Annotated in this window: 24 protein-coding genes; 6 read left to right on the top strand and 18 right to left on the bottom strand. The window is 42.8% G+C overall.

What is annotated here, in order from left to right; translation table 11 throughout:
- Nucleotides 1-95 precede the first annotated feature (95 nt).
- The 3 genes from A361_RS02055 to A361_RS02045 all read right to left on the bottom strand — a co-directional run bounded on the left by A361_RS02055 (nucleotide 96) and on the right by A361_RS02045 (nucleotide 1517).
- On the bottom strand, nucleotides 96-713 hold the full coding sequence (locus A361_RS02055; RefSeq protein WP_009335947.1) for a TetR/AcrR family transcriptional regulator: 618 nt from the start codon (nucleotides 711-713) through the stop codon (nucleotides 96-98).
- 59 nt (nucleotides 714-772) lie between these two features.
- Nucleotides 773-1030, bottom strand: coding sequence for a hypothetical protein (locus A361_RS02050; protein ID WP_019380110.1), 258 nt, complete (start codon nucleotides 1028-1030; stop codon nucleotides 773-775).
- 127 nt (nucleotides 1031-1157) lie between these two features.
- Entirely contained in the window at nucleotides 1158-1517 is a 360-nt protein-coding gene (locus A361_RS02045) for a hypothetical protein (RefSeq protein ID WP_009335949.1), read from the bottom strand.
- 395 nt (nucleotides 1518-1912) lie between these two features.
- Here A361_RS02045 and plsY point away from each other — a divergent pair, with 395 nt between their 5' ends.
- From plsY to A361_RS02030, 3 genes are all read left to right on the top strand, one after another.
- Nucleotides 1913-2539, top strand: coding sequence for a glycerol-3-phosphate 1-O-acyltransferase PlsY (gene plsY / locus A361_RS02040; protein ID WP_009335950.1), 627 nt, complete (start codon nucleotides 1913-1915; stop codon nucleotides 2537-2539).
- 105 nt (nucleotides 2540-2644) lie between these two features.
- A complete protein-coding gene (locus tag A361_RS02035) occupies nucleotides 2645-3304 on the top strand; it encodes a DUF421 domain-containing protein (RefSeq protein ID WP_019380112.1) in 660 nt (219 codons plus the stop codon).
- Nucleotides 3305-3413: 109 nt separating this feature from the next.
- Nucleotides 3414-4439: an STAS domain-containing protein gene (locus tag A361_RS02030; protein ID WP_009335952.1), complete on the top strand. Its 1026-nt coding sequence runs from the start codon at nucleotides 3414-3416 to the stop codon at nucleotides 4437-4439.
- Nucleotides 4440-4616: 177 nt separating this feature from the next.
- On the opposite strand, the gene A361_RS02025 is transcribed toward A361_RS02030, so the two are convergent.
- Nucleotides 4617-5369 (bottom strand): metallophosphoesterase family protein, encoded by a 753-nt coding sequence (locus A361_RS02025; RefSeq protein WP_019380113.1) that lies wholly within the window; start codon nucleotides 5367-5369, stop codon nucleotides 4617-4619.
- 167 nt (nucleotides 5370-5536) lie between these two features.
- Between A361_RS02025 and A361_RS02020 the strand changes: the two genes are divergently transcribed.
- The gene (locus tag A361_RS02020) at nucleotides 5537-6469 is read left to right on the top strand and encodes a manganese-dependent inorganic pyrophosphatase (RefSeq protein ID WP_019380114.1); all 933 of its coding nucleotides are present in this window, start codon (nucleotides 5537-5539) and stop codon (nucleotides 6467-6469) included.
- 31 nt (nucleotides 6470-6500) lie between these two features.
- Here the strand turns inward: A361_RS02020 and A361_RS02015 are convergent, their stop codons facing one another.
- From A361_RS02015 to gatC, 8 genes are all read right to left on the bottom strand, one after another.
- A complete protein-coding gene (locus A361_RS02015; RefSeq protein ID WP_019380115.1) occupies nucleotides 6501-7568 on the bottom strand; it encodes an NAD(P)H-dependent flavin oxidoreductase in 1068 nt (355 codons plus the stop codon).
- Between the two features lie 19 nt (nucleotides 7569-7587).
- Complete coding sequence (locus tag A361_RS02010) at nucleotides 7588-8148, bottom strand: thioredoxin family protein (protein WP_019380116.1); 561 nt, start codon at nucleotides 8146-8148, stop codon at nucleotides 7588-7590.
- Nucleotides 8149-8319: 171 nt separating this feature from the next.
- Entirely contained in the window at nucleotides 8320-9027 is a 708-nt protein-coding gene (locus A361_RS02005) for an ABC transporter permease (RefSeq protein WP_019380117.1), read from the bottom strand.
- Nucleotides 9024-9872: an ABC transporter ATP-binding protein gene (locus tag A361_RS02000; protein WP_009335958.1), complete on the bottom strand. Its 849-nt coding sequence runs from the start codon at nucleotides 9870-9872 to the stop codon at nucleotides 9024-9026. The genes A361_RS02005 and A361_RS02000 overlap by 4 nt, the downstream gene beginning before the upstream one ends.
- Before the next feature lie 128 nt (nucleotides 9873-10000).
- On the bottom strand, nucleotides 10001-11053 hold the full coding sequence (locus A361_RS01995) for a LytTR family transcriptional regulator DNA-binding domain-containing protein (protein WP_019380118.1): 1053 nt from the start codon (nucleotides 11051-11053) through the stop codon (nucleotides 10001-10003).
- A 165-nt stretch (nucleotides 11054-11218) separates the two neighbouring features.
- Complete coding sequence (gene gatB / locus A361_RS01990; RefSeq protein ID WP_009335960.1) at nucleotides 11219-12646, bottom strand: Asp-tRNA(Asn)/Glu-tRNA(Gln) amidotransferase subunit GatB; 1428 nt, start codon at nucleotides 12644-12646, stop codon at nucleotides 11219-11221.
- A gap of 14 nt (nucleotides 12647-12660) precedes the next feature.
- Complete coding sequence (gene gatA / locus A361_RS01985) at nucleotides 12661-14118, bottom strand: Asp-tRNA(Asn)/Glu-tRNA(Gln) amidotransferase subunit GatA (protein ID WP_026041578.1); 1458 nt, start codon at nucleotides 14116-14118, stop codon at nucleotides 12661-12663.
- Between the two features lie 13 nt (nucleotides 14119-14131).
- Nucleotides 14132-14422: an Asp-tRNA(Asn)/Glu-tRNA(Gln) amidotransferase subunit GatC gene (gene gatC / locus A361_RS01980; protein ID WP_009335962.1), complete on the bottom strand. Its 291-nt coding sequence runs from the start codon at nucleotides 14420-14422 to the stop codon at nucleotides 14132-14134.
- A gap of 223 nt (nucleotides 14423-14645) precedes the next feature.
- On the opposite strand from gatC, the gene A361_RS01975 reads away from it, so the two are divergent.
- Entirely contained in the window at nucleotides 14646-14999 is a 354-nt protein-coding gene (locus tag A361_RS01975; RefSeq protein ID WP_019380120.1) for a hypothetical protein, read from the top strand.
- 246 nt (nucleotides 15000-15245) lie between these two features.
- On the opposite strand, the gene A361_RS01970 is transcribed toward A361_RS01975, so the two are convergent.
- Complete coding sequence (locus tag A361_RS01970) at nucleotides 15246-15680, bottom strand: YueI family protein (protein WP_009335964.1); 435 nt, start codon at nucleotides 15678-15680, stop codon at nucleotides 15246-15248.
- Nucleotides 15681-15886: 206 nt separating this feature from the next.
- Complete coding sequence (aceA, locus tag A361_RS01965; RefSeq protein WP_019380121.1) at nucleotides 15887-17176, bottom strand: isocitrate lyase; 1290 nt, start codon at nucleotides 17174-17176, stop codon at nucleotides 15887-15889.
- A 634-nt stretch (nucleotides 17177-17810) separates the two neighbouring features.
- On the opposite strand from aceA, the gene putP reads away from it, so the two are divergent.
- Nucleotides 17811-19280 (top strand): sodium/proline symporter PutP, encoded by a 1470-nt coding sequence (putP, locus tag A361_RS01960; RefSeq protein WP_009335966.1) that lies wholly within the window; start codon nucleotides 17811-17813, stop codon nucleotides 19278-19280.
- A gap of 124 nt (nucleotides 19281-19404) precedes the next feature.
- Here the strand turns inward: putP and A361_RS01955 are convergent, their stop codons facing one another.
- The 4 genes from A361_RS01955 to ligA form a co-directional block, all read right to left on the bottom strand.
- Nucleotides 19405-19956 carry a cysteine hydrolase family protein gene (locus A361_RS01955; RefSeq protein ID WP_026041579.1) on the bottom strand — a complete coding sequence of 184 codons (552 nt, stop codon included), beginning with the start codon at nucleotides 19954-19956 and terminating at the stop codon, nucleotides 19405-19407.
- A 115-nt stretch (nucleotides 19957-20071) separates the two neighbouring features.
- Complete coding sequence (gene pruA / locus A361_RS01950) at nucleotides 20072-21619, bottom strand: L-glutamate gamma-semialdehyde dehydrogenase (RefSeq protein ID WP_064328209.1); 1548 nt, start codon at nucleotides 21617-21619, stop codon at nucleotides 20072-20074.
- 814 nt (nucleotides 21620-22433) lie between these two features.
- Entirely contained in the window at nucleotides 22434-23603 is a 1170-nt protein-coding gene (locus tag A361_RS01945) for a CamS family sex pheromone protein (protein ID WP_019382927.1), read from the bottom strand.
- Nucleotides 23604-23618: 15 nt separating this feature from the next.
- Nucleotides 23619-25625 carry an NAD-dependent DNA ligase LigA gene (gene ligA / locus A361_RS01940; RefSeq protein ID WP_019382928.1) on the bottom strand — a complete coding sequence of 669 codons (2007 nt, stop codon included), beginning with the start codon at nucleotides 25623-25625 and terminating at the stop codon, nucleotides 23619-23621.
- Between the last annotated feature and the right edge of the window lie 12 nt (nucleotides 25626-25637).

The following is a 25637-nucleotide window of genomic DNA, read 5'->3' as shown; positions in this document are numbered from 1 at the left end:
TGAATTATACCCTCATTAGGCAAAAAAGTATCGTAATTAAGTTATATTTCTTGGAGATGTAACTGAAATCGCATTAAGCAGGATGCAATTGAGCATTATTCCTGTTTCAGGTCCTGCAAAACAAGGCTCTTAACATAGTCAATAATGGTTTTATATGGATACTCTTCATTAATTACCCTGTGAAGCATTGCCCCGTCCATAAAAGTCCAGAATAATCCCGATACATGGCTTGGATCTGTATCCGGACGGAATTCCCCGGCAGCCTGCCCTTCCTCCATAATGTCTGTTATCAATTTCAAAAAGAACTTCTTTCCTCGCTCGTTCAGAATTCGATTCAAGTTCTCATCTCTGGAGGAATGCAGCGTAAATTCCAGCTGAACAGTAATTCTATCTTTTCGTTCCTGGCTGAATGGGCTCATATCCCTATACAAATCAAAAAGATATTCCAGTTTCTCTTCCGCAGAAGAGAACTTGGAAATGTTCTCTGCAAGTCTTGCATTAGCTGATTCTGTCTGCTCATTCAAAAGCTCCAGATAGATTTCTTCCTTGCTTTTAAAATAATTATAGATAGCTCCCTTGCTGATTCCTGAATAAGCGACAATGTCATCAATGGTCGCTGCCTGAAATCCCTTTTTGGCAAAGCAGGCCAATGCACCCGCCAGGATCTCTTTCTTTTTCTTCCGCTTATATTCCTCTGATACGATAGGCGACAAGTCTGTCCCTCCATTGTATTTGTTTAGTCTCTGAGAAAATTATTCCCGCGCATTAAACATCAGCAGCACTTTTGACTGATGTCACTTCTTTTCAGAACTTCTTCTATATAAAGGCTGGCATGTTCACTCGTGATTTCTGTATTTTTCTCCGCCAATCCGGCCATTACCAGGTCTTCTTTCACTTTAGCGAGAAATAAATCTCTGATAGCTGCTGAACGGCATGGCTGTATCTGCGCTGCCAAGTCCCAGATCCATTGCTCAAGATGGACGCTCTTGCTCTTTTTTTGCATCTCCTGCGGAACCCGCCTTCTTCCCATATTTCTCACTCCCCAAGCATATTCTTATCTTTTAAAATAAACTGATTAGTCTTTTTATTGTAAGGATTTTTAAATGAATTTTCAAACTTTTCGCACACAAAAAAAACTCCTAACTGTCCGTTAAGAGTTAATCCTGATCTATTTGGTTTTTATCCCGGTACATTGTTACTAATCCCCCAATCAGCATAAAGCAGGCAAATGCAATGGGAAACCAGCGCTCAAACCAGGATTCTTTATTGGGAAGTTCTTTGTGTTCCTTGTCCGCTTCTTCCGAAAATCCTCCTGTAATTTGAGCCATAATAAGATTGGTAAACTCATCTTCCCCAGGCATTTCCGGCAGGGAATTTTCCTCCTCGTCCATTGCTTCGAGGTATACTTCCAGGCATTGATCACATATATAGAGATGATCTTCATAGAGTTCACGTTCTGGTTCTGACAGCACATTTTTCACATATTTCCGCCATTCTTCCAATGAAAAATGATCCATGAAAAATCATCTCCTTCCAATGTTCCTGACAGCGTAGCGTTCAGGAGCATGAGAATATCCTGCTGGGTATTCCGATCGAATAAATCCTGGGTTATATCAGCTTCCCTTATATCTATTCGGATTACATTCTTTCTTTTTGAGTGCCGAAACAATCATAATCGAGAGAATTGAATAATTCAATACATTTTTTATAAAAATCTCCCCCAAAAAGCTTTTATTTCCATATTTTTTCATCGCTTAATATTAAAATAATGATTAATTTCCCGCTTCGAACAAAACCATTATATGGTAAACTGTAAGCGATGACTTCAAAGAGGAGGGCAGTGAACATATTTTTAAATAATGGACAACTCTAAACCATTATTGAATATATTGATTGAAAAAGGATGGTTACGATGACATTTCTTATTTACTTGGCAGCGTACCTGATAGGATCAATTCCTACAGCCTTATTGATCGGCAAATATGCCTTTGGGATCGACATCCGTGATCATGGCAGCAATAATCCTGGTGCGACTAATACACTAAGGGTACTGGGCAAAAAAGCAGCTATCGTGGTTCTGCTGGTGGATGTGGGCAAGGGAGCAGCAGCTGCAGCATTGCCTGTCATCCTGAACGCTGAGACCGATCCGTTAATGGCTGGGATGGTTGCAGTAGCAGGCCACTGCTTTCCGATCTTTGCAGGATTCCGCGGAGGAAAAGCCATTGCAACCACGGCAGGTGTATTGCTTTTAGCAAATATATGGATGTTTTTGATCGCCTACATTTGTTTTGTCGCAGTCATTTACAGAACGAAGTATGTATTTTTTGGCTCTTTATCGGTGGGTGCATCTTTACTTATCTATTCCTTATTTACCGAAGGCACTGAACATGAACTTATCTTTTCTATTTTCCTATTATTTTTGATTTTCCTTCACCGTTCGAATATTAAAAACTTCATTGATAAAAATGAGCCTAAAATCAATGATAAGCGCCTGAAAAATGACCGCATCCCTCCAAGAGACCAAAAAAAACGAGCCTAATCGAAGCCCGGATCCTGCATTCGGGCTTTTTTTATTATTTTCTCACATGAAAGCCTTTCATTAAGCAAATCCTTTGAATAAAAGTGCAGTCAAAGGAGCTTCTATATGTTTTTGATCTTAAAAATATTAAGTCTTTACTTAATCACAATCATGATTATGAGACTGATGGGCAAGTCGACAATTATCCAGATGACTCCTTACGACCTCGTCGCCATCATTATTGTTGGTACAGTTGCCTCTGAGCCTCTTATTAGCACAGAATACTGGCCGACATTAGCAGCATTGGCGATTCTTGTAGGCCTTCATATTCTCTTTTCCTATTTGACTTTAAACCAAATTGGCAACCGATTTTTTCTTGGGGAACCGACAATGCTGATTAAAAACGGTGAAATCCTGGAAGACAATCTGGAAAAATCCCACCTTTCCATGACTCAGCTGCTGTCTATCCTAAGAAGCAAAGGCTATCCAAAAATTGCGGATGTGGATTACGCCATTCTTGAGCCTATCGGTGAAGTGAGCATCATACCGAAAGTGGCCAATACGCCTGTTACCGTCGAACATTTAAATATCTCCATTCAGGATGAGGGCCTCCCTATTGCGGTTATTGTGGATGGGAGGATTCAGGCGCGTAATCTCGAGCTGCTGGGACAGACTAAAGATTGGCTTTTAGAGCAGCTGCGGCAAAACAATTTGAATGAGAAAGATATTATGTACGCTTATGTAAATGAAAAGTCAAAAAAATTGAATATAAATAGACGCAGATAATATTCTAAAATAGGTTTAAGGTTTGAAGTTAAGGGTATATAACATTGGTTACTTACTAGACAAATAAAAAGTTACTTAACTATACATATCAATATCAGGGGGTAATGGTATGACAGAAAATAGCCTAGTGCTTGAAACAAAAATTGATGGTTTTGATTTTAATTGGGACCTTGAAAAAGGTCTGTTTAATTTTGAAGGCGATGATGCGGTCCTATTTTGGATAAAATCTGCCATGAAAAGCTTCTTCGATACGATTGAAGAGATCTCTGGAAAAGAAACATCCAGCCTTGTACTTGAGACCACCGGCTTCAGGCAGGGAATGGTAGTAGGGGAATTCTTCAAGGATTTAAAACTTCCGATAGAAGAAGTGGCTAATATCATACCCAGAATATATGCTTCTGCCGGCTGGGGAAAATTCATAATCACTGATTTAGATCCCGCTGCGAAAACCGCCAGGGTCAGAGCAATTGACAGCTGGGAATATAAGATTAACAAAGAACAAGGGAAAAACGAGTCTGGAACATTCCTGCCGGGACATTTTGCAGGAATCTTTTCCGCTGTGTTTGGCACAAGCCTTTGGTATAAAAAAGCAGCTGACCAGTTGGCCGGACAGGATTATACAGAGCTGGATTACTTCCCTTCAAGCGTTACTGTTGAGGAAAATATACACGCTTTGGCAAGGCGCGAGGAATCAAAAAAAATCAGCGAGCTTGAAAAATTAGTGGAGGACCGGACGATTGAATTAAAGCAGCTTGTTAAAGAAATCTCTTCACCGGTTATTCCAGTCCTGGATGGAATCGTTGTTGTCCCTCTATTGGGAAGATACGATGAATTCCGCTCTGAAGAACTCGTGGATAAAACTCTCCACAGCCTTCCGAAGCACCAGGCAGATTGTCTGATCCTGGACTTAACCGGGTTAAATCAGTCCATCAGTTCCTACACTGTCGAATTCTTAAGCAAGTTGGCCGCTGCAGCTAACCTGATTGGCACCGAAACCATTCTGGTTGGCATTTCACCAGAACTTGGCACAAAGATTACGGAAACTAATTTTAACCTTTCTAAATTTAACTGCTTCACAAACCTGCAGCACGGCATTTATTATGCACTGTCCAAAAAAGGCAGGAAAATCTTTTAATAACGGAAAAAGCTGACTCCTCATTGGGAAGTCAGCTTTTTTGAGTTAAATGTGTACAAATTATCTGTATCGTTAATTTCTGCGGATAAAAATTTTTATGTGCTCATAGCCTTGTTTTAAGTGCGGATAATTTTATTAATGTGCGTACTGGTTATTTTAGTCTGTCTTATCAGTTGATTATACTTTCTTAGGAGCCCCCCTATATTTCGCTTCGCGCAGCTCAAGCGCATAGGCCTCAATATTAGGCATACCCATATCCTTGGCAATGCTTATTTCCTTTTCAATATCATAAGGAATCCGGACAATTTCGATTGAGAAAGGCCCAGCCTCTTTCGATAAGTATTCCCCATGCAAAATTGCATAGGTTGCCTGAGGAATATCCAGGGAATTCCCAACGCTTCCTGTATTGAAAAGCGTCCTATGCGGATGGACCGGTTCAATCAAAGCAGCATGAATATCACCATAGCCGACAACATCCGGAATTAGCCCGTCCTCTCCGGCATTAATATTTTCTGTATTCTCAAACATAGCCAGCTTTTCTTCATAAGAATCCCGCGTCGGTACAACCCGATGATAAATGCTTTTAGCGGAAGCATGGTAGAGCCTGACATATTTGCCGCTCATATAAAAATCGTGATGGAATGGCAGAGTTCCCAAATAGGCTAACGCCTCTTCCCCAAGCTGTCTCTGATGCCATCTGCCCTCTTCAAAGTCCAGCGGCTTCTGCATGAAATCATCCCAGTTTCCAAGGAGGACCACTTCACAGGTTTCTTTTATCCGTTCAACGGCTTTAAGGGAGTTTGGCCCCTTTCCTATTAAATCACCTAGGCAGAAAATAATCTCTATTCCGCGTTCGCGGATATTGTCCAGCACCGCCTCCAGAGCTGTGATATTTCCATGAATATCAGAAATTATGGCTACTTTCCCCATGTATGTCTCCCCCTTACTATTCTTATTTAATTTCTCCAAAACATCCAAGCTTCCTCTAACAATTGAAAAAACAAAATTTGATTTTTCCCTGTACCGCCATTACATTAGAAATATGGTAAAATAACAGCATGCCAAAACCAACATTACATATAGAAGGAGTAGGATTTATGTTAAAAGTATTTGTATTCGGACACAAAAACCCAGACACTGACTCAATCTGTTCAGCACTTGCTTATGCAGAATTAAAAAACAAATTAGGCGTTGATGCTGAGCCAATCCGCCTGGGCCAGGTAAATGAGGAAACACAATATGCTTTAAATTATTTTAAAGCTGAAGCTCCCCGTCTTGTTGAGGCAGTTTCCAAAGAAGCAAGCGAAGTAATCCTTGTAGACCATAATGAGTTCCAGCAAAGTGCTGATGATATCAGAGATGTGAAAATCCTTGAGGTTATTGACCACCACCGCATAGCGAACTTTGAAACAAGCGATCCGCTTTACTACCGCGCAGAGCCTGTTGGCTGCACAGCAACTATTCTGAACAAAATGTACAAGGAAAACGGTGTAGAAATCAGCAAGGAAACAGCTGGTTTAATGCTTTCGGCCATCATTTCCGATTCTTTGCTGTTCAAATCTCCAACATGCACAGATCAGGACGTTTCAGCAGCACGCGAGCTTGCTGAAATCGCGGGAGTAAACGCTGAAGAGTATGGTCTGGAAATGCTTAAAGCAGGAGCAGATTTAAGCAAGAAGAGCGTGAAAGAGCTAATCTCCCTTGATGCTAAGGAATTCCAAATGGGCAGCTATAAAACAGAAATCGCACAGGTTAATGCCGTGGACCTAAATGACGTATTAAGCCGCCAGGAAGAATTGGAAGCTGCCATTACTGAAAATATCAATAATAAAGAGCTTGACCTTTTTGTTTTTGTTTTAACTGACATCCTTAACAACGACTCAGTTGCCATTTCTCTTGGCAAAGAAGCTGCAGCAGTTGAAAAAGCTTATGATGTAACACTTGAAAACAACAGTGCCGTATTAAAGGGCGTTGTGTCACGCAAAAAGCAGATTGTACCGCCGCTTACTAACGTATTGGCTGGCAAATAAGACAAAGCAGTGCCGCACTGGGCACTGCTTTTTACTTATCCAATAAAGTTTCTGTCCCCATAACAAGTTTTATCATTAGTTCCTTCACTGTTACTTCTTCAGCCAGTGTCACTCCCTGTCCGGCCCATAATGACATAAACTCCGGCTGCTCCAGCTTGGCTGCCTGTTTTCGGATAGGGGCTGTCATATCATTCTGTAATGGATAAGGCAATGTCTGCAGACCTTTCATCTCTTCCATGAACCTGTTGCGAATTCCTCTTGCAAGCTTTCCGGAAAATGCTTTCGTCACAGCTGTCTGATCTTCCCTTGCATTTAATAGTGCATGTTTGTACAGTGAGTGAGCTCCGCTTTCCCTGCATGTAAGAAAAGCAGTTCCCAGCTGGACCCCTGCTGCGCCAAGCATCATAGCAGCAGCAATGCCGCGGGAATCCATTATTCCCCCTGCAGCAGCCACGGGACAACTGACCGCATCTGCTACCTGTGGTATTAGAGCCATGGAACCAATAAGCCCGCTTTCTTCGCTGCCGAAAGTTCCACGGTGCCCCCCGGCTTCAACCCCCTGAGCAATAATCACATCTGCGCCAGCCTCTTCCCATTCCACTGCTTCTTTTACATTGGTTGCGGTTCCAATAATAATCGTACCCTGTTTCTTTAATTCAGAAATAATGGCAGATTCAGGAATGCCAAATGTAAAGCTGCAAACAGGCACCTGTTCCTCCATCAAAACATCAAGCTGTTTTCTGTATAAATCAGCATAATTCTTTTCTGGCAGAGAAGGTTTTTCCTTCATACCAAGCTCACTGCTGTATCCGGCGAGTACATCCTCCATGCTGCTGATTTCCTCTGCATCCGCCGAAGCCTCACTATCCGGAACAAAGAGATTAACGCCAAATGGCTTATCTGTCAGATTCCGAATCCGTTTTATATCGTTCCTTATTTCATCTGAACTCATATAGCCTGCGCCCATATTTCCAAGTCCTCCACTATTGGATACCCCGCTGATTAATTGCGGCGTTGTCATCCCTCCAGCCATAGGAGCCTGGAAAATAGGGTATTTTATATCCAGCATCGCTGTTATGGAATTCTGGTTCCAGCCCATTTAAAACATCCTTCCGCCTTTATTTCCCCGAAACAATAGCATCTACTATACTATCAGCAACAAATTGCCAGATCTTAGAATCCTCCTGATAGGAAGCAGTTAGTCTCCTGTACATGCTCATTTGTTTGTCCTTAAAGTCTTCCGCATTCTGTGCGGGGAGCTTACTTCTTCCATCATCAACCATTTCCTGAACCTGTTTGGCACGAGGTCCCCAAACAGCTTTTTCCTTCCCCGCCTCATCTATAAAAATATAAATGGGTATTGCTCTGGATGTTCCGTTAGTCAAATATTGATCCATCAGCTCAAGATTCTGATCCCTTAAAATAAAACGGACTTCCATCCCTGCTTCCTCTGCGATTTTCAGCAGAATCGGATTATTCAGCATCGCATCTCCGCACCAATCTTCAGTGAGTACAATCACTTTCATGCCAGTGTCCTTAAATTCTGCCAATCTTGCTTTCTCTTTATCTGATAAAGAGAAACGATCGTAAATGCCCATCATTTCATCTTTATTTACTTTCATTCCCCCTATGTATTCATGCAGACTCAGCCCTTTTTGGAACCAATCCAGTAATTCCATTAATCAACACTCCTTTTTTCTAAATGACTAATTACTAATTCTGTATGGCTCCCCAGCATTCCTTCTGATTACTGCTGTCTAATTTTGCAGAAAAACATCTTTTCCTGGGAAATTAGACAAAGAGGCTGTCGGCAAAAAACGAAGGCCGGCGAAAAGCGGCCGGCCTTGTCATCAATCCATCATTCGTTTTTTGTATACGGCGACCACTAGAGCAAACACAGCAGCAGTCCATATAATTATTGCCGCCAGATGGGACCATACATCCGATAGGCCAGCCCCCGCTTCAATCTGATTAGCCAAGTCAATGAGCTGCAGATTTGGCAAGTACTCAATAAATATTAAAACTGGATATTTTTCTATAAAAGGGGTCAAGAACGAGCCAAAGGAAAAAATCATCATAATGGGCAAAATAACAACCGATGCTTCCATTACGGATTTTGTCAACAATCCAAGCAATGTGCCAATTCCAATATAAAAGATAGCAGACAGAATAATAGCCATACCAACTATTATTACATTATCAGGATTATAACCAGTTAAAAATGCAGCTATAATGATAACGGCAATAGTGCTAATAAAGCTCAATAAACTTTTCCCGAATAATATCTCCAGGGTACTTGCAGGAGACAGCATAAGTCCCCTTAATGTATTTTTTTCTTTTTCCTCTGCAATTAGTGAGCACTGCACATAAGCTGCTACTAAACTAAAAATCATATTGATGACCATATAATGTGCATCGATTGCCTCAATACCCATGCGTCCATAAATCGCGGCCATAACAAGGGGCAGGAAGACGGTAGTAGAAACATATAAATTTTTCGAAACATCTTTATAATCCTTATATAAGATGGCCATAGATCGTTTCATTGAAAAAGTCATGCTAATTTCCTCCCTGTTACTTCTACAAAAATATCCCCTAAAGTCGGTTCGTTCGAATAGATGGAAACAATTTTATTTCCAGACATGTAATCATACACAGTTTGTGCTCCGCCCGGTCCTTTATCGACAATTACTTTGCTCCCATCGGTCAGCTCAACAGTCAATGTATGATCGGCAAATTTTCGGCGAAGCGCTTTAGGTGAATCCAGCAATTGAATAGCCCCATTATTTAAGAACGCAACGCGGTCACATAGCGTTTCAGCCTCATTCATATCGTGTGTGGTCAAAAAGATCGTGGTTCCTTTTTCTTTTAAGTCTTTTAAGCCTTTATAAATATGTTTTGTATTTACTGGATCAAGTGCTGAAGTCGGTTCATCAAGAAACAGCAGCTCAGGCTGATGCAAGAATGCCCGTGCCAGTGTCACACGCTGAGTCATCCCTTTTGATAGTTTAGAAACAGCCTTCTTCTTATCATCTATTAAATTGACCATGCCCAGAACTTCATCAATCCTCTTATCCGGTACATCATAAAGATCACAGTACAGCTTTAAATTATCATAAATTGTTAAACGGCTATATAAACCGCTATTATCAGTCAGGATTCCGATTTTCTTACGGTATTCTTCTTTCTTCAGATTGGAAGCATTTACCCCAAATACTAAAGCCTCCCCATCTGTCTGGGCTAATTGAGCGGTTAGAATTTTTATGGTAGTTGTTTTGCCGGATCCGCTTGGCCCTAAAAACCCGAAAGTCTCTCCCTTTTTTACATTAAATGATACATTTTCCAGTGCTGGCTGATCTGAAAAGTATTTGGCCAATGATTTGACTTCAATGATATTCTCCATTTTCATCCTCCATGCGGTTTGTTTTCTTATGCATTCATCTTAATTCATAAAGAAAACCCCCACATTATATTCCAGATAAAAAGAGCACTACAGAGGCTGAATGGAGCAATACAGAAGTGGAATGGAGCTTATTTTAACCCCAGCATTTCTTTTAACTCCGCCATTTTCCCTTTTGATAAAGGGATTGATGATTTAGAAGCATCATTGAGCACCAGTGTAAAACTATTCCTTGTCCACGTCACGACCTCCCGGACCTTCTGCAGATTAACAATATAAGAGCGGTGGCATCTGAAGAAGCCATAGGGGTGCAGTTTTCTTTCCAGCTCTGCCAGAGTAAATACACTTGGATACACTTCACCTTTAATAAAAATATTGGATTGGCCATCGCTGCTTTCAATGTAATCAATTTCAGGCGGGTCGAATAATACGATTTTATCGTTCACTTTTGTAGGGACTTTTTCGAAGCGAACAGGCTGTACCGCTGGCGTTTCTTCACTCAGCAGACCGGCATGCTGTTCCTGCGCCGCTGTATCCGGTTCATCCTGTAAAACGTCAAGCTCCAGCAGACCGGTTTCACCAAGCCTATAAACCTTGTTGGTCACTGCAAGCGCACTCTCCAAATTACCAGTTAGTATTAAAACACCTTTCCCATTTTGATTAAGTTTCCTTATCAATTTTATGAAGACACGCTTTGTTTCCAAATCAATATTTTGGTCTGGCTCTTCAAAAATAAACAATGCAGGGTTCTGAAAAAGCATACGGCCAAAATGGACTCGTCTTTTTTGTGAATAGGATAACTTTCTAACCTGCTGATTTCGCTCTGCATCCAGCTGAACAGCACGCAGCCCTTCTTCTATTGATATTTCCGATCCATATAGGTTCTTATAAAAAGAGAAGTTTTCCTTCGCCGTTAATCTTTCATATAGCCCGTCATTTAAAGAGAAGATTCCAATGCCCGTCAAGAATTTGCGTTTGTCTATCGCCGCACTAATTTCATTAACCCTTATTTCTCCATTGGAAATCGGCATTGTCCCCATGAACATACTCAATAATACGTTCCTTACATTTGTATTTGTATGAACTGCTGCGGCCTCGCCCGCAGAGATCTCCAGACTAAATGGAGGAAATACAACTGTATGCTCATCATGCTCTTCTAAATTTGTTATTTTTAAAATGGCCATTTCTAATCACCTGGTTTTTTTAGATTTCATATCTGTAATTATAACGCTGAAGGACATGTAAAATATAGCTTTTCCTGGGAAATAATAGGGGTATTTGTCGAAAGACCGTTTTCTTCAAACAAAAAAGGGGCATGAAACCGAATGATTTCATACCCCGATAAATAGCTATCTTTTCTGAATTTCCTGCTGCAATAATTTGTTGACAAGCGGCGGGTTGGCCTGTCCTTTTGTGGCTTTCATGATTTGGCCGACAAGGAAGCCGATCGCTTTTTGTTTTCCATTTTTGAAATCCTCAATCGATTGCGGATTCGCATCAAGCGTTTCTCCGATAATCTTAAGAAGTGCACCTTCGTCCGAAATCTGAACCAGGCCTTTTTCTTTTACGATTGTTTCCGGATCTCCGCCATTTTCAACCAGTTCTTTGAAAACGGTTTTGGCAATTTTGGAAGAGATGGTGCCATTTTCTATCAGTTTAATCATGCCGGCAAGTCCCTCTGGTGTCAGAGCTATATCTGTCAGCTCTTTTTGTTCAGCATTCAGGTATGCTGACAGTTCACCCATCACCCAGTTGGAAGCCTGCTTTGCGTCAGCTCCTGCTTGGACAGCCGCTTCAAAGAAATCGGATGTTTCTTTCGTGACTGTCAGGACAGCTGCATCATAAGCAGGAAGCCCAAGTTCTTCAATATAGCGGTTCTTTCTTTGGTCCGGAAGCTCAGGGATCTCAGCACGAATGCGCTCTTTCCACTCTTCATCAATATGGATATCAAGCAAATCAGGCTCAGGGAAATAACGATAATCATCCGAACCCTCTTTTACCCTCATTAGAATGGTTGTATTGGTTGCTTCATCATAGCGCAATGTTTCCTGCTGGATTGTACCGCCTGAACTTAAAATCTCTTCCTGTCGTTTCTCCTCATACTCCAGTCCTTTGCGGACAAAGTTAAAGGAGTTCAGGTTCTTAAGCTCTGTCTTTGTGCCAAATTCCTCCTGGCCCACAGGACGAAGGGAGATATTCGCATCACAGCGAAGTGAACCCTCCTCCATTTTACAGTCAGAAACGCCTGTATACTGGATGATGGACTTTAACTTCTCGAGATATGCGTATGCTTCATTTGGCGTGCGGATATCCGGCTCAGACACAATCTCAATCAGCGGGGTACCCTGGCGGTTATAGTCTACAAGAGAATATCCTTTAGCATGAGAGAGTTTTCCTGCATCTTCTTCAAGATGGATTCGCGTAATGCCGATTTTTTTCTTATAGCCGTCGACTTCGATCTCAATCCAGCCATGCTCTCCAATTGGCTTATCGAATTGCGAAATCTGGTAGGCTTTTGGGTTATCCGGGTAAAAATAATTCTTCCGGTCAAATTTGGTGACAGGTGCAATTTCACAATTCAGTGCCATCGCAGCTTTCATTCCGAATTCAACTGCCTTTTTATTAATGACAGGAAGCACTCCAGGGTAGCCAAGATCGACGACCGTTGTGTTGGAGTTAGGCTCTGCCCCAAAATGGTTTGGGCTTGCCGAGAATATTTTTGAATCTGTTTTTAGCTCAACGTGTACTTCAAGTCCAATAACCGTTTCGTATTTCATGAAGTTCCCCCCCCTTACAGTCCCGGTTTTTGCTTATGGAATTCTGTAGCCTGCTCAAAAGCATGCGCTACGCGGTAAACAGTGCTTTCATCAAAATGCTTTCCGATAATCTGAAGGCCAAGCGGCAATCCATCCGCGAATCCGCAAGGTACGCTGATTCCAGGTACGCCGGCAAGGTTTACTGGAATTGTCAGAATATCATTTGCGTACATTGTCAGCGGATCAGATGTATTTTCACCAATCTTAAAGGCAGGAGTTGGTGCTGTCGGTCCAATAATGACATCATATTTTTCAAAAACATTTTCAAAGTCTTGTTTAATCAGTGTACGCACCTTTTGTGCCTTTTTATAGTAAGCATCATAATAGCCTGAACTTAAGGCGAATGTGCCAAGCATGATGCGGCGTTTCACTTCATCACCAAAGCCTTCTGCACGGGTCTTTTTGTATAAATCGATTAAATTCTCAGGATCTGCTGTTCTATAGCCATAGCGTACGCCATCAAAGCGTGCCAGGTTTGCCGATGCCTCAGAGGAGGACAGCAGATAATACGTTGCCAGTGCATATTTCGAATGCGGCAGGGAAACTTCCTCCCATGTTGCCCCAAGTTTTTCTAACACTTTCAGGGCGTCCAGTACTGACTGGCGCACCTCTTCATTCACACCTTCAGCCAAATACTCTTTCGGTACGGCAATTCTCAGCCCCTTTACATCCCCAGTCAAGCTTTCCGCATAGCTTGGGACCTCAACATTTGCTGAAGTAGAATCCATAGGATCCACACCTGAAATTGCCTGAAGCAGATATGCGTTATCTTCAACGGTCCGTGTAATTGGCCCGATTTGGTCCAGAGATGAGGCAAACGCGATCAGTCCGAATCTTGATACTCTTCCATATGTAGGCTTTAACCCAACAACTCCGCAATAAGAAGCAGGCTGTCTGATTGAGCCGCCTGTGTCTGATCCAAGAGAAAATAAAACTTCACCGGCTGCAACAGAAGCAGCAGAACCACCGGAAGATCCTCCGGGAACTCTTTCTAGATTCCATGGGTTTCGGGTTACTTGAAAGCCTGAGTTTTCATTGGATGATCCCATTGCAAATTCATCCATATTCAGTTTACCGATTGTAATGGTTTCAGCATTATGTAATTTGGATGCAGCAGTCGCATCATAAATCGGATCAAAGTTTTCAAGGATTTTACTCGCACTGGTGGTGCGCAGCCCCTTCGTTACGATGTTATCCTTCACGCCGATTGGCATACCGAACAAAAGGCCTTTTGCCTCGTCTGTTCCAATTTTCCCATCCATTCTTTTAGCTGCTTCACGGGCTTTTTCTTCATCAAGCGTCAAGAAAGCCTGTACTTTATCTTCAACTTCACCGATTCGCTTGTACGATTCGCTGACAAGGTCGGTAACCGTGATTTCTTTCTTATGTAAAAGCTGATGAAGTTCCGATACCTTATGGTCAAATAAACTCACCATTTTCCCCTCCCTATTCAATAATAGACGGCACTTTTATATAGCCATCCTGATGTTCCGGCGCATTTTTCAGAACTTCTTCCTGTGGAAGCCCCTTATTTGCCTTATCTTCTCTCAATACATTCTTCATATCAAGAACATGGGATGTTGGTTCAACATGGTCTGTATCAAGCTCATTCAGCAGTTCGGCAAATGAAATCATCTTGTCCAGCTGTTCGGTGTATGCAACAGCTTCTTCCTCAGTCATTGCAAGTCGCGCCAGGTGTGCAACATGCTTAACCTGATCTATTGAAATTCTCGACATTAATGCCACCTCCAAAAATTGAATACTGTCAATGCACAATTATTATGATCATACCAAACTTTCGCGCGTTAAAGCAATACGCGCACGCCAGCTGGCTTAGCAATCTTCTGCTTATTTTACCATGAGTTCAGTGAATTGTGTGTTTGCTTCTCTTTTTAGAGGATAAATGAAAAGCGAAACCGAATAAATGGGGGTTGCGGTAATAAATACAGGAGGTGCGATTATGGAATTTTTCCGATTTGATTTGGATGTCAGCAGGGAAATTGCCCAATTCAGCAGCCACAATGCCAGCATCACCCCGATTATCCGGAACAAAACAGCTACAGTTGGGTGTATCCACCTGAAGGATAATAGTGTTTTAGGCATGCATCCGGCAGCTTGTCCCCAGCTATTTCTCATCGTTGACGGCGAAGGATGGGTTAAAACTGCTGGCGGTGAGCAAATTGCAGTCCAAAAAGGAACCGCTGTTTATTGGTCTGAAGGTGAGGAACATGAATCAGGCTCTTACCTTGGCATGACTGCAATTGTGATTGAAGGTCCTGATTTGGATCCCCATCTGTACCTGAAGGGCCTTTGAATAGATAGCGGAACACCTCGAATGGGCCGGTAAGTGCTGAATTTTGGCCGGTAAATCCCGTATTTCGGCCGATATTTTACAAAAATTTGACCGGTAAAATCCCCATTTCGGCCGGTATTTTATAAAACTTGACCGGTAAAATCCCCATTTCAGCCGGTATTTTATAAAACTTGACCGGTAAAATCCCCATTTCGGCCGGTATTGTGGTGCTTTCCTCTCAAAATAGAGCAGCGCTGAAGACGCTGCTCATTTCCGCTTGAATAGTTTGGCAAATAGGCCGCCCTTTTTTTCTTTTTTTGCTTCTGCTTTGACCGTTTTCCTCTCCACGAAAATTTCCGGTTTATCAATCGCATAGTCATAGGCTAGAACCAGCCCGATCTCTGAATTATGATCTTTATTGGTGACGATTGTATATTCGACCTTATAGGTTGAGGCAAGCTTTATATATTTTGATAAATAGGAGTAGCTCATATTCCCATTTAGATAAAGATGAGCCTTGCTGTTGGCTTTAAGGGCCTCTTCCACCTGCGGATAGATTCCATCTTCCCTTATCTGCGGCTGCTTCAAGGCAATGACCACCCTCTCCCGAAGCGAGCCAAGAAACTTGCGGCGCTCATCAGGCTTGGTCTGTTTTTGTCCATGAATCCCCTGTTGAAGATAATCATCTATATTTTCAGCCAATTGTACATCCTCCATCCTTATATGACCTCAATGCTTCCATTGTATTCAGTATTACGTCCTATTTCAAATTTCGCCTATATAATATGTATGTTTTTGCAGCATGTACTGTGCTTGCCCCTTAAGCAAAAAAATACCCCCCTTCCAGGAAGAGAGGTTCAAAATAGGAGAATATACAGGTAAGAAATCAAGTTACATACGGGTAGAATTTAAGCTTCCTGCTTTTCAGTAAACTGTTCTTCCTCAGTGGATCCCTTCAAAGCTGTTGTCGAGGATGTTCCTCCAGTAATGACCATGGAAACCTGGTCAAAATAGCCGGTACCCACTTCACGCTGATGTCTTGTCGCCGTGTAGCCATGTGTTTCGCTGGCAAACTCGGCCTGCTGCAGTTCAGAGTACGCTGCCATTCCGCGGTCTTTATAGCCGCGAGCCAGTTCAAACATGCTATGGTTTAGCGCATGGAATCCTGCCAAAGTAACAAACTGGAACTTATAGCCCATTTTGCCGAGCTCAACCTGGAATTTTGCAATCGTTTCGTCATCGAGCTTTTTCTTCCAATTGAATGAAGGAGAGCAATTATACGCTAACAGCTTGCCAGGGAATTTTTCATGGATTGCTTCAGCAAAGCGTCTCGCTTCATCAAGATCCGGTTCTGAGGTTTCACACCATACCAGGTCTGCATAAGGAGCATACGCCAATCCCCGAGCGATCGCTTGGTCAAGACCTGCCTTTGTACGGAAGAAACCTTCAGGTGTGCGTTCCCCAGTAATGAAAGGTGAATCATAAGGGTCCACATCGCTGGTTATTAAGTCTGCAGCGTTGGCATCAGTCCGTGCGACAATGACAGTCGGCACGCCCATAACATCCGCTGCCAATCTTGCAGAAATTAAATTCTTAACAGCAGTCTGGGTAGGCAGCAAAACCTTTCCGCCAAGGTGGCCGCATTTCTTCTCAGAAGATAGCTGGTCCTCAAAGTGTACTCCGCCGGCACCCGATTCAATCATGCCTTTCATAAGTTCAAATACATTAAGCTGGCCGCCGAATCCTGCTTCCGCATCTGCTACAATCGGAGCGAACCAGTCAATGGAATGATCGCCTTCCATATGATGAATCTGGTCAGCTCGCTGAAGGGCCTGATTAATTCGTTTTACAACACTCGGAACACTGTTCGCCGGATATAGACTTTGGTCCGGGTACATATTTCCGGACAGATTCGCATCTGCAGCAACCTGCCAGCCGCTTAAGTATATGGCCTTCAGCCCAGCCTTAACCTGCTGGACAGCCTGGTTTCCCGTTAACGCCCCTAATGCATTGACGAAGTCTTCTTCATTCACAAGCTTCCACAGCTTCTCTGCACCACGGCGCGCTAATGTATGTTCAATATCAATTGACCCTCTTAATTTAATGACTTCCTCAGCCGTATACGGTCTTTCTACTCCATTCCAGCGTTCATCCATTTCCCAGCTTTCCTGTAACTGACGCACTCTTTCATCTGCCATTTGATTAAATCCTCCTTTTAATTTAGAAAATCATCATTTGAGCAAAATCCCAGTTGCACTGCATTTCTGTATCACAACAGGTATTAAATTATTAGCTGTTATGATATAAGTCTAAGTTGTTATAAAACAATTAATAATCTATGTTTTGTATTATATAACAGGGATTTCTTAATGGGAACCCCTTTTTAAAAAAATTTTCAAAATTTACCGCTAATTCTCTAATCTATCCAATAAAATAGCTCTTTTCGCTAACTTAATTTTATAAATTTAGATGAATAGATATGTTGATATATGTGATATAACAGCAAATTAATGCGAAATAACGTATTTTTATACATTTATATCTTTATAGCTTACAAGGTTTTTTGTCCCTCAACCTTTATTATGTTATGATAATAAACGTCTTTTCAAAGTGGACCATTCCCCAAACCGATTTTTCCACAAACACAAAACTGCATGTTACTGTATAAAAGTAACTTTTCCACGTATGTTTTAATGGGGACATAAATAGAAAAATGGGGGTGAACATATGGATTTCACTATGGCGACGTGGCTTTGGCTTCTTATTCCAATGCCATTATTGATCGTACTATCAGGCATCTCATATTTTGTTGAAAGGAGAGGATAAATAAGTATGGATATAAATATACCAACTTTAATTGCCATTATTGTTTATCTGGTCGGCATGCTGCTGATTGGCGTGCTTGCAGCCAGAATGACTAAAGATTTATCTGATTATGTTTTAGGCGGACGAGGGCTTGGAGCTGGAGTTGCAGCCTTGAGTGCCGGAGCTTCTGATATGAGCGGATGGTTAATGCTGGGATTGCCTGGAGCTGTTTACTTAGGCGGTATGGGTGAAATATGGCTTCCTATCGGTCTGGCAGCCGGTGCCTATCTGAATTGGCAGTTTGTTGCTAAGCCACTGCGTGTCTACACAGAAGTAGCCAACGATTCGATTACAGTTCCCGGGTATTTTGAAAACCGGTTCCATGATACTTCAAAATTGCTGCGGGTAGTTTCTGCAATCGTCATATTAGTCTTTTTCACTTTCTATACTTCTTCCAGCCTGGTCGGCGGTGCCATTCTATTAGAAAATTCATTCGGGATGGATTATACACTCGCTCTTTGGGTCGGAGCTGCTGTCATTTTGTCATACACATTATTTGGCGGCTTCCTTGCAGCCAGCTGGACAGACTTTATTCAAGGCATTTTAATGTTCTTAGCCTTGATTATCATTCCGATTACAGCGATTCAGGAGCTTGGCGGTTGGAATGAAACACTAGATCAGATCAGCGCGATAGATCCAACACATTTAGATGTTGCTTCAGGAGCCACTTTTGTTGGCGTAGTTTCCCTGCTGGCATGGGGGCTTGGCTACTTTGGACAGCCGCATATCCTTGTCCGCTTTATGGGATTAAAATCAACAAACGACGTTCCAAAAGCCCGCTTGATCGGTATGACGTGGATGGTTCTTTCGTTATTTGGAGCACTGTTTGTAGGGTTTGCCGGCATCGCCTATTTTGCAGATGCACCGCTTGCCAATTCTGAAACAGTATTCATCATGTTTTCACAGGTACTATTTAATCCATGGGTAGCTGGATTCTTATTAGCAGCCATTCTCTCAGCAATCATGAGCACAGTTGACTCTCAATTGCTCGTTTCTTCAAGTGCATTGGCGCAGGATTTTTATAAATCCATCTTCAGAAGAAATGCTTCCAAAAAGGAAGAAATGATTGTTGGCAGAATTGCTGTACTGGGCATTGCCATTATTGCCATCTTCTTAGGGTATAACCCAGAAAGCAAGGTGTTGGAACTTGTCAGTTATGCTTGGGCCGGATTTGGTGCAGCCTTCGGGCCAGTTATCATCCTGAGCCTGTTCTGGAAGCGCATGACACGGAATGGCGCCCTTGCCGGCATTATTGTTGGTGCCGTAACAGTAATTGTTTGGGCACAGCTTACCGGCGGACTGTTTGATTTGTATGAATTGGCGCCCGGCTTCCTATTTGCAGGTCTAGCGATCATCATCGTCAGCCTTCTGGATAAAGCACCTTCAAAGGAAGTTCAGGAGCAGTACAATCAATATAAGTCTGTCCTTAAAAATTAATTGCAGCAACCCTCTTCCTTTGTGGAGAGGGTTTTTTGTATGTCTGTCGTTCATCCATACAATTACAGGCTTGAGCCGGGAATCAATATTTTGTGTTGCCGGCTTAATTACAAAGCAGGAATCATTAAATTACTTCTGCTCCAAGCGTATTTGCAAAATGCCTTAATGCCCACTGATGACCCTCCTGATCAAATGAAGCAACAGCATCTTTATAAATCACTATTTTAAACCCTTTATTATAAGCATCGACTGCTGTGTGAAGCACGCAAATGTCTGTGCATACACCGACCAGGTGCACCTCCTCAACACCGCGTTCCCTCAGTTTTATCTCGAGATCGGTTCCTGCAAATGCAGAATATCTTGTTTTGTCCATGAAATAAACATTTTCAGCGTCTTTGTTTGTTTCATAAATCTGCTGCAATAAACCGTACAGATTTCTTCCCTCCGTGTTCCTGATATTATGCGGCGGAAATAATTTTGTTTCTGGGTGATGGATGTCTCCTTCATCATGAACATCAATGGCAAAAACAGTGAAATGCCCACTCGCGATAAACTCTCCTGTAAGGTCCGCGATCTTCTTTTCCAGCAGCTGTCCAGGCTTACCGCATGTCAGAGCACCGCCTTCCGCTACAAAATCATTTGTGTAATCGATATTAATCAAAGCTTTGTTTGGCATTTTCGCATCACTCCAATCTATAGGCTTATTTTCATCATATACTTCAAAGTCCTGAATATCCAATAAAAAAGGAACAGCAACCAAGTTGCTGTTCCCGCCTCCAATCGGAGGTTTATTAATACATTTCAGAAGTAGTCTTCGCCTGCATATGCAGAAGAATGTAGTCAGGGCCGCCCGCCTTGGAGTCAGTTCCTGACATGTTGAATCCGCCGAATGGCTGGTATCCAACAATCGCGCCTGTACAGCCGCGGTTGAAGTATAAGTTTCCAACATGGAAGTCTTCGCGCGCTTTTTGGATGTGCTCACGGTTCTGTGTGATCACAGCACCTGTTAAGCCGTACTCGGTGTTGTTGGCGATTTCAAGCGCATGATCGAAATCTTTTGCCTTTGTGAAGCCAACGACAGGTCCAAAGATCTCTTCCTGCATTAAGCGTGCATCCGGGGCAAGGTCTGCGAATACTGTCGGCTTGATGAAGAAGCCTTTCGAGCTGTCTCCTTCTCCGCCCGTCATCAGCTTGCCTTCTTCTTTGCCGATTTCGATGTAGCTCATAATTTTATCAAATGCGCCCTGATCAATCACTGGACCCATGTAATTGCTCTGGTCTTCAGGATTGCCCTGCGTTAATTCGTTAGTCAGTTCCACCACACGGTTAAGAACCTGATCGTATACATCTTCTACTACAACCGCACGTGAACATGCAGAGCACTTCTGGCCGGAGAATCCGAAAGCAGAGGCAACGATTGAAGTAGCTGCCAATTCAAGGTCTGCTTCTTTGTCCACAACGATTGTGTCCTTACCACCCATTTCAGCGATCACACGCTTTAGCCAGATTTGGCCTTCGTTTAGCTTGGAAGCACGTTCGTTGATGCGAAGACCAACGTCGCGTGAACCCGTGAAGGAGATGAAGCGAGTGTCTTTATGGTCAACCAAATAGTCGCCCACTTCTGCACCGCTGCCCGGTACAAAGTTCAGCACGCCCTTCGGAAGGCCTGCCTCTTCCATCACTTCAACAAATTTCGCAGCCACAACCGGTGTTGTAGAAGCTGGTTTTAATAGGACTGTATTTCCTGCCACGATCGCGGCAACAGTAGTGCCGGCCATGATTGCAAGCGGGAAGTTCCAAGGAGAGATGATGATCCCCACTCCCAATGGAATGTAGTCATAACGGTTATATTCGTTCGGACGGCTGTTGACTGGAACACCGTCTTTGATTTTTAAGATTTGGCGTGCATAGTACTCAAGGAAGTCAATGGCTTCCGCAGTATCAGCATCTGCCTCGTTCCAAGGCTTCCCTGCTTCCTTTGTTAAAAGGGCAGAAAACTCATGCTTACGGCGGCGGATGATCGCAGCAGCTTTGAATAAAACATCTGCGCGTGTTTCCGGCTTCACTTTTCTCCATGTTTTGAATGCTTCAACAGCAGCCTGCATTGCTTTTTCCGCAAGCTCGCGGTTTGCCTTTGAAACACGGCCAACTACTTCTTCTTTATTAGAAGGATTGATTGATACAATTTTATCTTCAGTAGAAATGCGCTCTCCGCCAATTAAAAGATCATAATCCTGGCCCAAATAGCTTTCTACAGTTTGTAAACCCTTTAAATATGCTTCACGATTTTCTTCTTCTTTAAAATTCGTGAATGGCTCATGCTTATAAGGTTGTACCATTTTTACCGCCTCCTGTGTGTACAAATATCAAACGCCAGATAGTAGCGCCCCGCCCCGTTTTAAAAACATGCTGGAGAAAGGTCTGCTATTCTCTTAAAACGTTTTCATCCAAACACTATATTAACACGAAAATAACATTATCTTCAAACATTCTCCGCTGATGTTATATATTAACATCCATCGAGAGAAATTGCAGTTTTACTTAGAAGGATAAGGGGTTGAAGATTCTTAGGGCAGGTTTTGGATAAAACTGTTATATAAAAAATTTTAGTGCTGTTATTTTTTAGCAGTGAATATCATTTTTGTTTACTTCTTATCATTTTTACAGCTATGAACTTTTATGGGGACCCTTATCCTTGCATCTCTCTATTGTGTCGCCATTGCCTTCTATGACGACCACTTTCCTCGTGCCTCTTCCTTTTTCGTCGTCATGAACCCCTCTATGGCGACCATTTTCCTCGTTCCTCTTTCTTTTTCGTCGTCATGAACCCTCTATGACTACCATTTTCCTCGTTCCTCTTTCTTTTTCGTCGTCATGAACCCTCTATGACTACCATTTTCCTGAGCCTCTTCCTTTTTCGTCGTCATGAAGCCTTTATGACGACCATTTTCCTCGAGCATCTTCCTTTTTCGTCTTCATGAATACTCTATGACGACCATTTTCCTCGTTCCACTTCCTTTTTCGTCTTCATGAAGCCTCTATGACACCAGATTTTCTCAAACTGCTTCCAATTTTCCACAATGCCCGTAACCCTCTTTCCTGAAATTAAAAAACCCAGAAGATGCATCTTCTGCACTTCTGGGTACCCTGGTTCTATTGATAGATGTGGACAAAAGGTTCGCTTTGGTCTGCTTTCCGGACTACTAGCGCTTCCGGTCCGTTGACAGATGAGATATTCACCTGGACTGAGATGTATTCAGGGAAGTGTTTGACGACAAGCCCTGTTACATACTGGGTAAATCCAATCGCTTCTGCTTTTCCATAGAATTGGATTGGGATATCAATATTAACTTCCTGCAATTGGTCCTGAGCGTAGAAGGCTTTCCCGATAACTCCATTGAAGTTTGGGAAATAGGTTTCTACATCCTGTTTAAAGTTAAGAAAAGCCGTTAAATCATCTCGATGATTTTTTTCAGCCGTGTTTGAAGGGAAAAGGACATATTTCTCGTTGACGTCTTCCCATCCGCCAAGCTTAGTGCTTCCTTTATCCGCCGTAGCGTATGTAAAGAAGCTGCCTGGCACCACCGAAGTTCTTGATTGCTGTTCAAACAAAGCAATGGTTACCGGCACATCTTTCAGGCCTTTGATTTGCCGTACTCTCTGCAGTACTTCTTCAGCCAGCTTTTTACCTTCCCGTTCGATGACATCTTGGTCAATCTTTGTTTCGAAAGTGGCACCATATTGTTCCTTTTGATAATAATGGACAGAGTTCATGGCAAGGCCAATTACAACACCGCCGAGCCCCACTTTTCCATCATCATTTTTCAGCAAATAGTTGTGTTCAAGAATATGGGCAAGGTAGATCGGGCTTTTTTCATTGTTTTTATCAATATCTCCGCCATCTGCGATCATTGGATTTAAGCCGATATTGTCTTCTGCCTTCATTTCGCGTTCCTTCAGCTGAGCATCAGTGAATTTACGGTTTAGCCAAGCCTGGACTGTGCCTCTCTTTAGATACTGTCCTTCCTGGAATAAGTATTTATCAGGATCAAACGTGTTTTGCGCAACTCTCATAAGTCCTGTCTCAAATTCATTGATATCATATTTGGTGTTTACATTATTGACCACGAGACCTCTGGATTCACTTGGTTCAAAAGGCAGCAGTGTTCGATAATACTTTTCAGAAATTTTATAGTTCGGAATGATTGCCTTATCCTTTTCGTTCTTGTCTTCCTGAACAACTTCCTCCTGCTTATTAAAATTAGGCGCACAGCCTGCTAGCAGAAGGGTTAGAGATAAAGCAAGCATCATCAGTTTTTTCACGGAGCTTACACCCTCTTACTTATTTAATTCTTCAACCAGTCTCTCCTCGTTCCAAATCTCTACTCCAAGCTCCTGGGCCTTCGTCAGTTTGGATCCAGCCTCTTCTCCGGCGATTACAACATCTGTTTTCTTGCTGACGCTTCCGGATACTTTACCGCCTAGCGCCTCTATTTTTTCTTTTGCTTCATTCCGGCTCATTATTTCAAGCTTTCCTGTCAGAACCACTGTTTTTCCTGCAAAAAAACTATCCGAGTTTTCGGCCGAAACAGGCTTTGGCCCATTATAAGCCATGTTGACCCCAGCTGCTTTCAGCTCCGCAATCAGTTCATGGGCTTCTTCCTGATCAAAGAAGGAAACGATGGAATCAGCCATTTTTTCACCAATTTCATTGATAGCTGTTAAATTGTCCCGGGATGCTTTTTCAAGTGCTTCCATATGGCCAAACTCCTGGGCCAGCGTCTTGGCTGCCTTTGCGCCAACATGGCGGATCCCCAGCCCAAATAAAAGCTTTTCCAATGAGTTGCCCTTGGAGTTTTCAATTGCCTGAATGAGGTTATTTACTGACTTTTCACCCATCCTCTCGAGCTGGATGAGCTGTTCATACGTTAATTTATAGATATCTGCCACATCTTTAATCAGATTTTCGGCAAATAATTGGCTGATCACCTTTTCACCAAGGCCATCAATGTTCATGGCGTTGCGGGATACAAAGTGAATTAGGCCTTCCCTGATCTGGGCCGGGCACTTTGGATTAATGCAGCGCAATGCCACTTCACCATCAAGGCGGACCAGTTCGCTTTCACACTCAGGGCAATGTGTCGGCATGTTAAAATCCTGCTCCTCACCCGTTCTCCTGTCAGCCAGTACATTTACAACTTCAGGGATAATATCTCCTGCTTTTTTCACAACGACCTGATCGCCAATCTTAATATCTTTTTCGCGAATTAAATCTTCGTTGTGCAGTGACGCCCTTTGAACAGTCGTTCCGGCAACACGGACAGGCTCCAGAAGTGCAGTTGGCGTAACTACTCCAGTTCGCCCAACGCTTAATTCAATATCCCTTAATGTGGTAACAACCTCTTCTGCAGGGAATTTATAAGCAATGGCCCAGCGTGGGCTTTTTGCCGTAGTGCCAAGCTGCTCCTGTGATTCAAGTGAATCGACTTTAATAACGATGCCATCAATATCATAAGACAGGTTTGGACGTTTGTCAGTCCATCCCTGTACATATTCAATGACTTCCTCGATGCTTTCACATCTTTTGCGTTCTTTATTCGTTTTAAATCCAAGGCTATCCAGATAATCCAGACCTTCGCTATGGGATACAACGCCTGTATCCCCTACATTCGCTATGCCGTAGACAAAAATATCGAGATTTCGCTTTGCCGCCAGACGCGGATCAAGCTGCCTTAATGAACCTGCTGCGGCATTCCTTGGGTTTGCGAAAGGCTCTTCCCCATTCTCCTCTTTCGCTTTATTCAATTTTTCAAAAGAACGCCTTGGCATGAATGCCTCACCGCGCACTTCCATCGTGACACTCTCTTTCAGCCGGAGAGGGATAGAGCGAATGGTCTTTAAATTTGCTGTGATATTTTCACCGATGGATCCGTCCCCGCGTGTGGCACCGAGAGTAAAAAGCCCATCCTCATAACGGAGGGAGACAGCCAGCCCATCGATTTTCAATTCGCATACATAAGAAACATTTTCACCTGCACCCTGGCGGACACGGCGGTCAAAGTCTCTTAGGTCCTGCTCACTGAAGGCATTGCCCAAACTGAGCATTTGTGACTGATGCTCCACCTTTTCAAACATATCAAGGATTTCCCCTCCAACCCGCTGTGTTGGAGAGTCTTCTGTTTTCAGCTCGGGAAATTGCTCTTCAAGCTCAATGAGGTCCCTCATCAGTCTATCGTATTCAGCATCTGGAACAGACGGCTGATCAAGAACATGGTATTCATAATTATACTGATTCAAAAGGTTGTGCAGATCTTTCACCTTTTTTTCTGCCAATTGAAGGTCCATACATTCAACCCT

The sequence above is a fragment of the Cytobacillus oceanisediminis 2691 genome, from assembly GCF_000294775.2.
GTDB classification, from domain to species: Bacteria; Bacillota; Bacilli; order Bacillales; family Cytobacillaceae; genus Cytobacillus; species Cytobacillus pseudoceanisediminis.
Note: the sequence above shows the minus strand (reverse complement) of the source record. Positions and strands in the feature narration are given on the sequence as shown.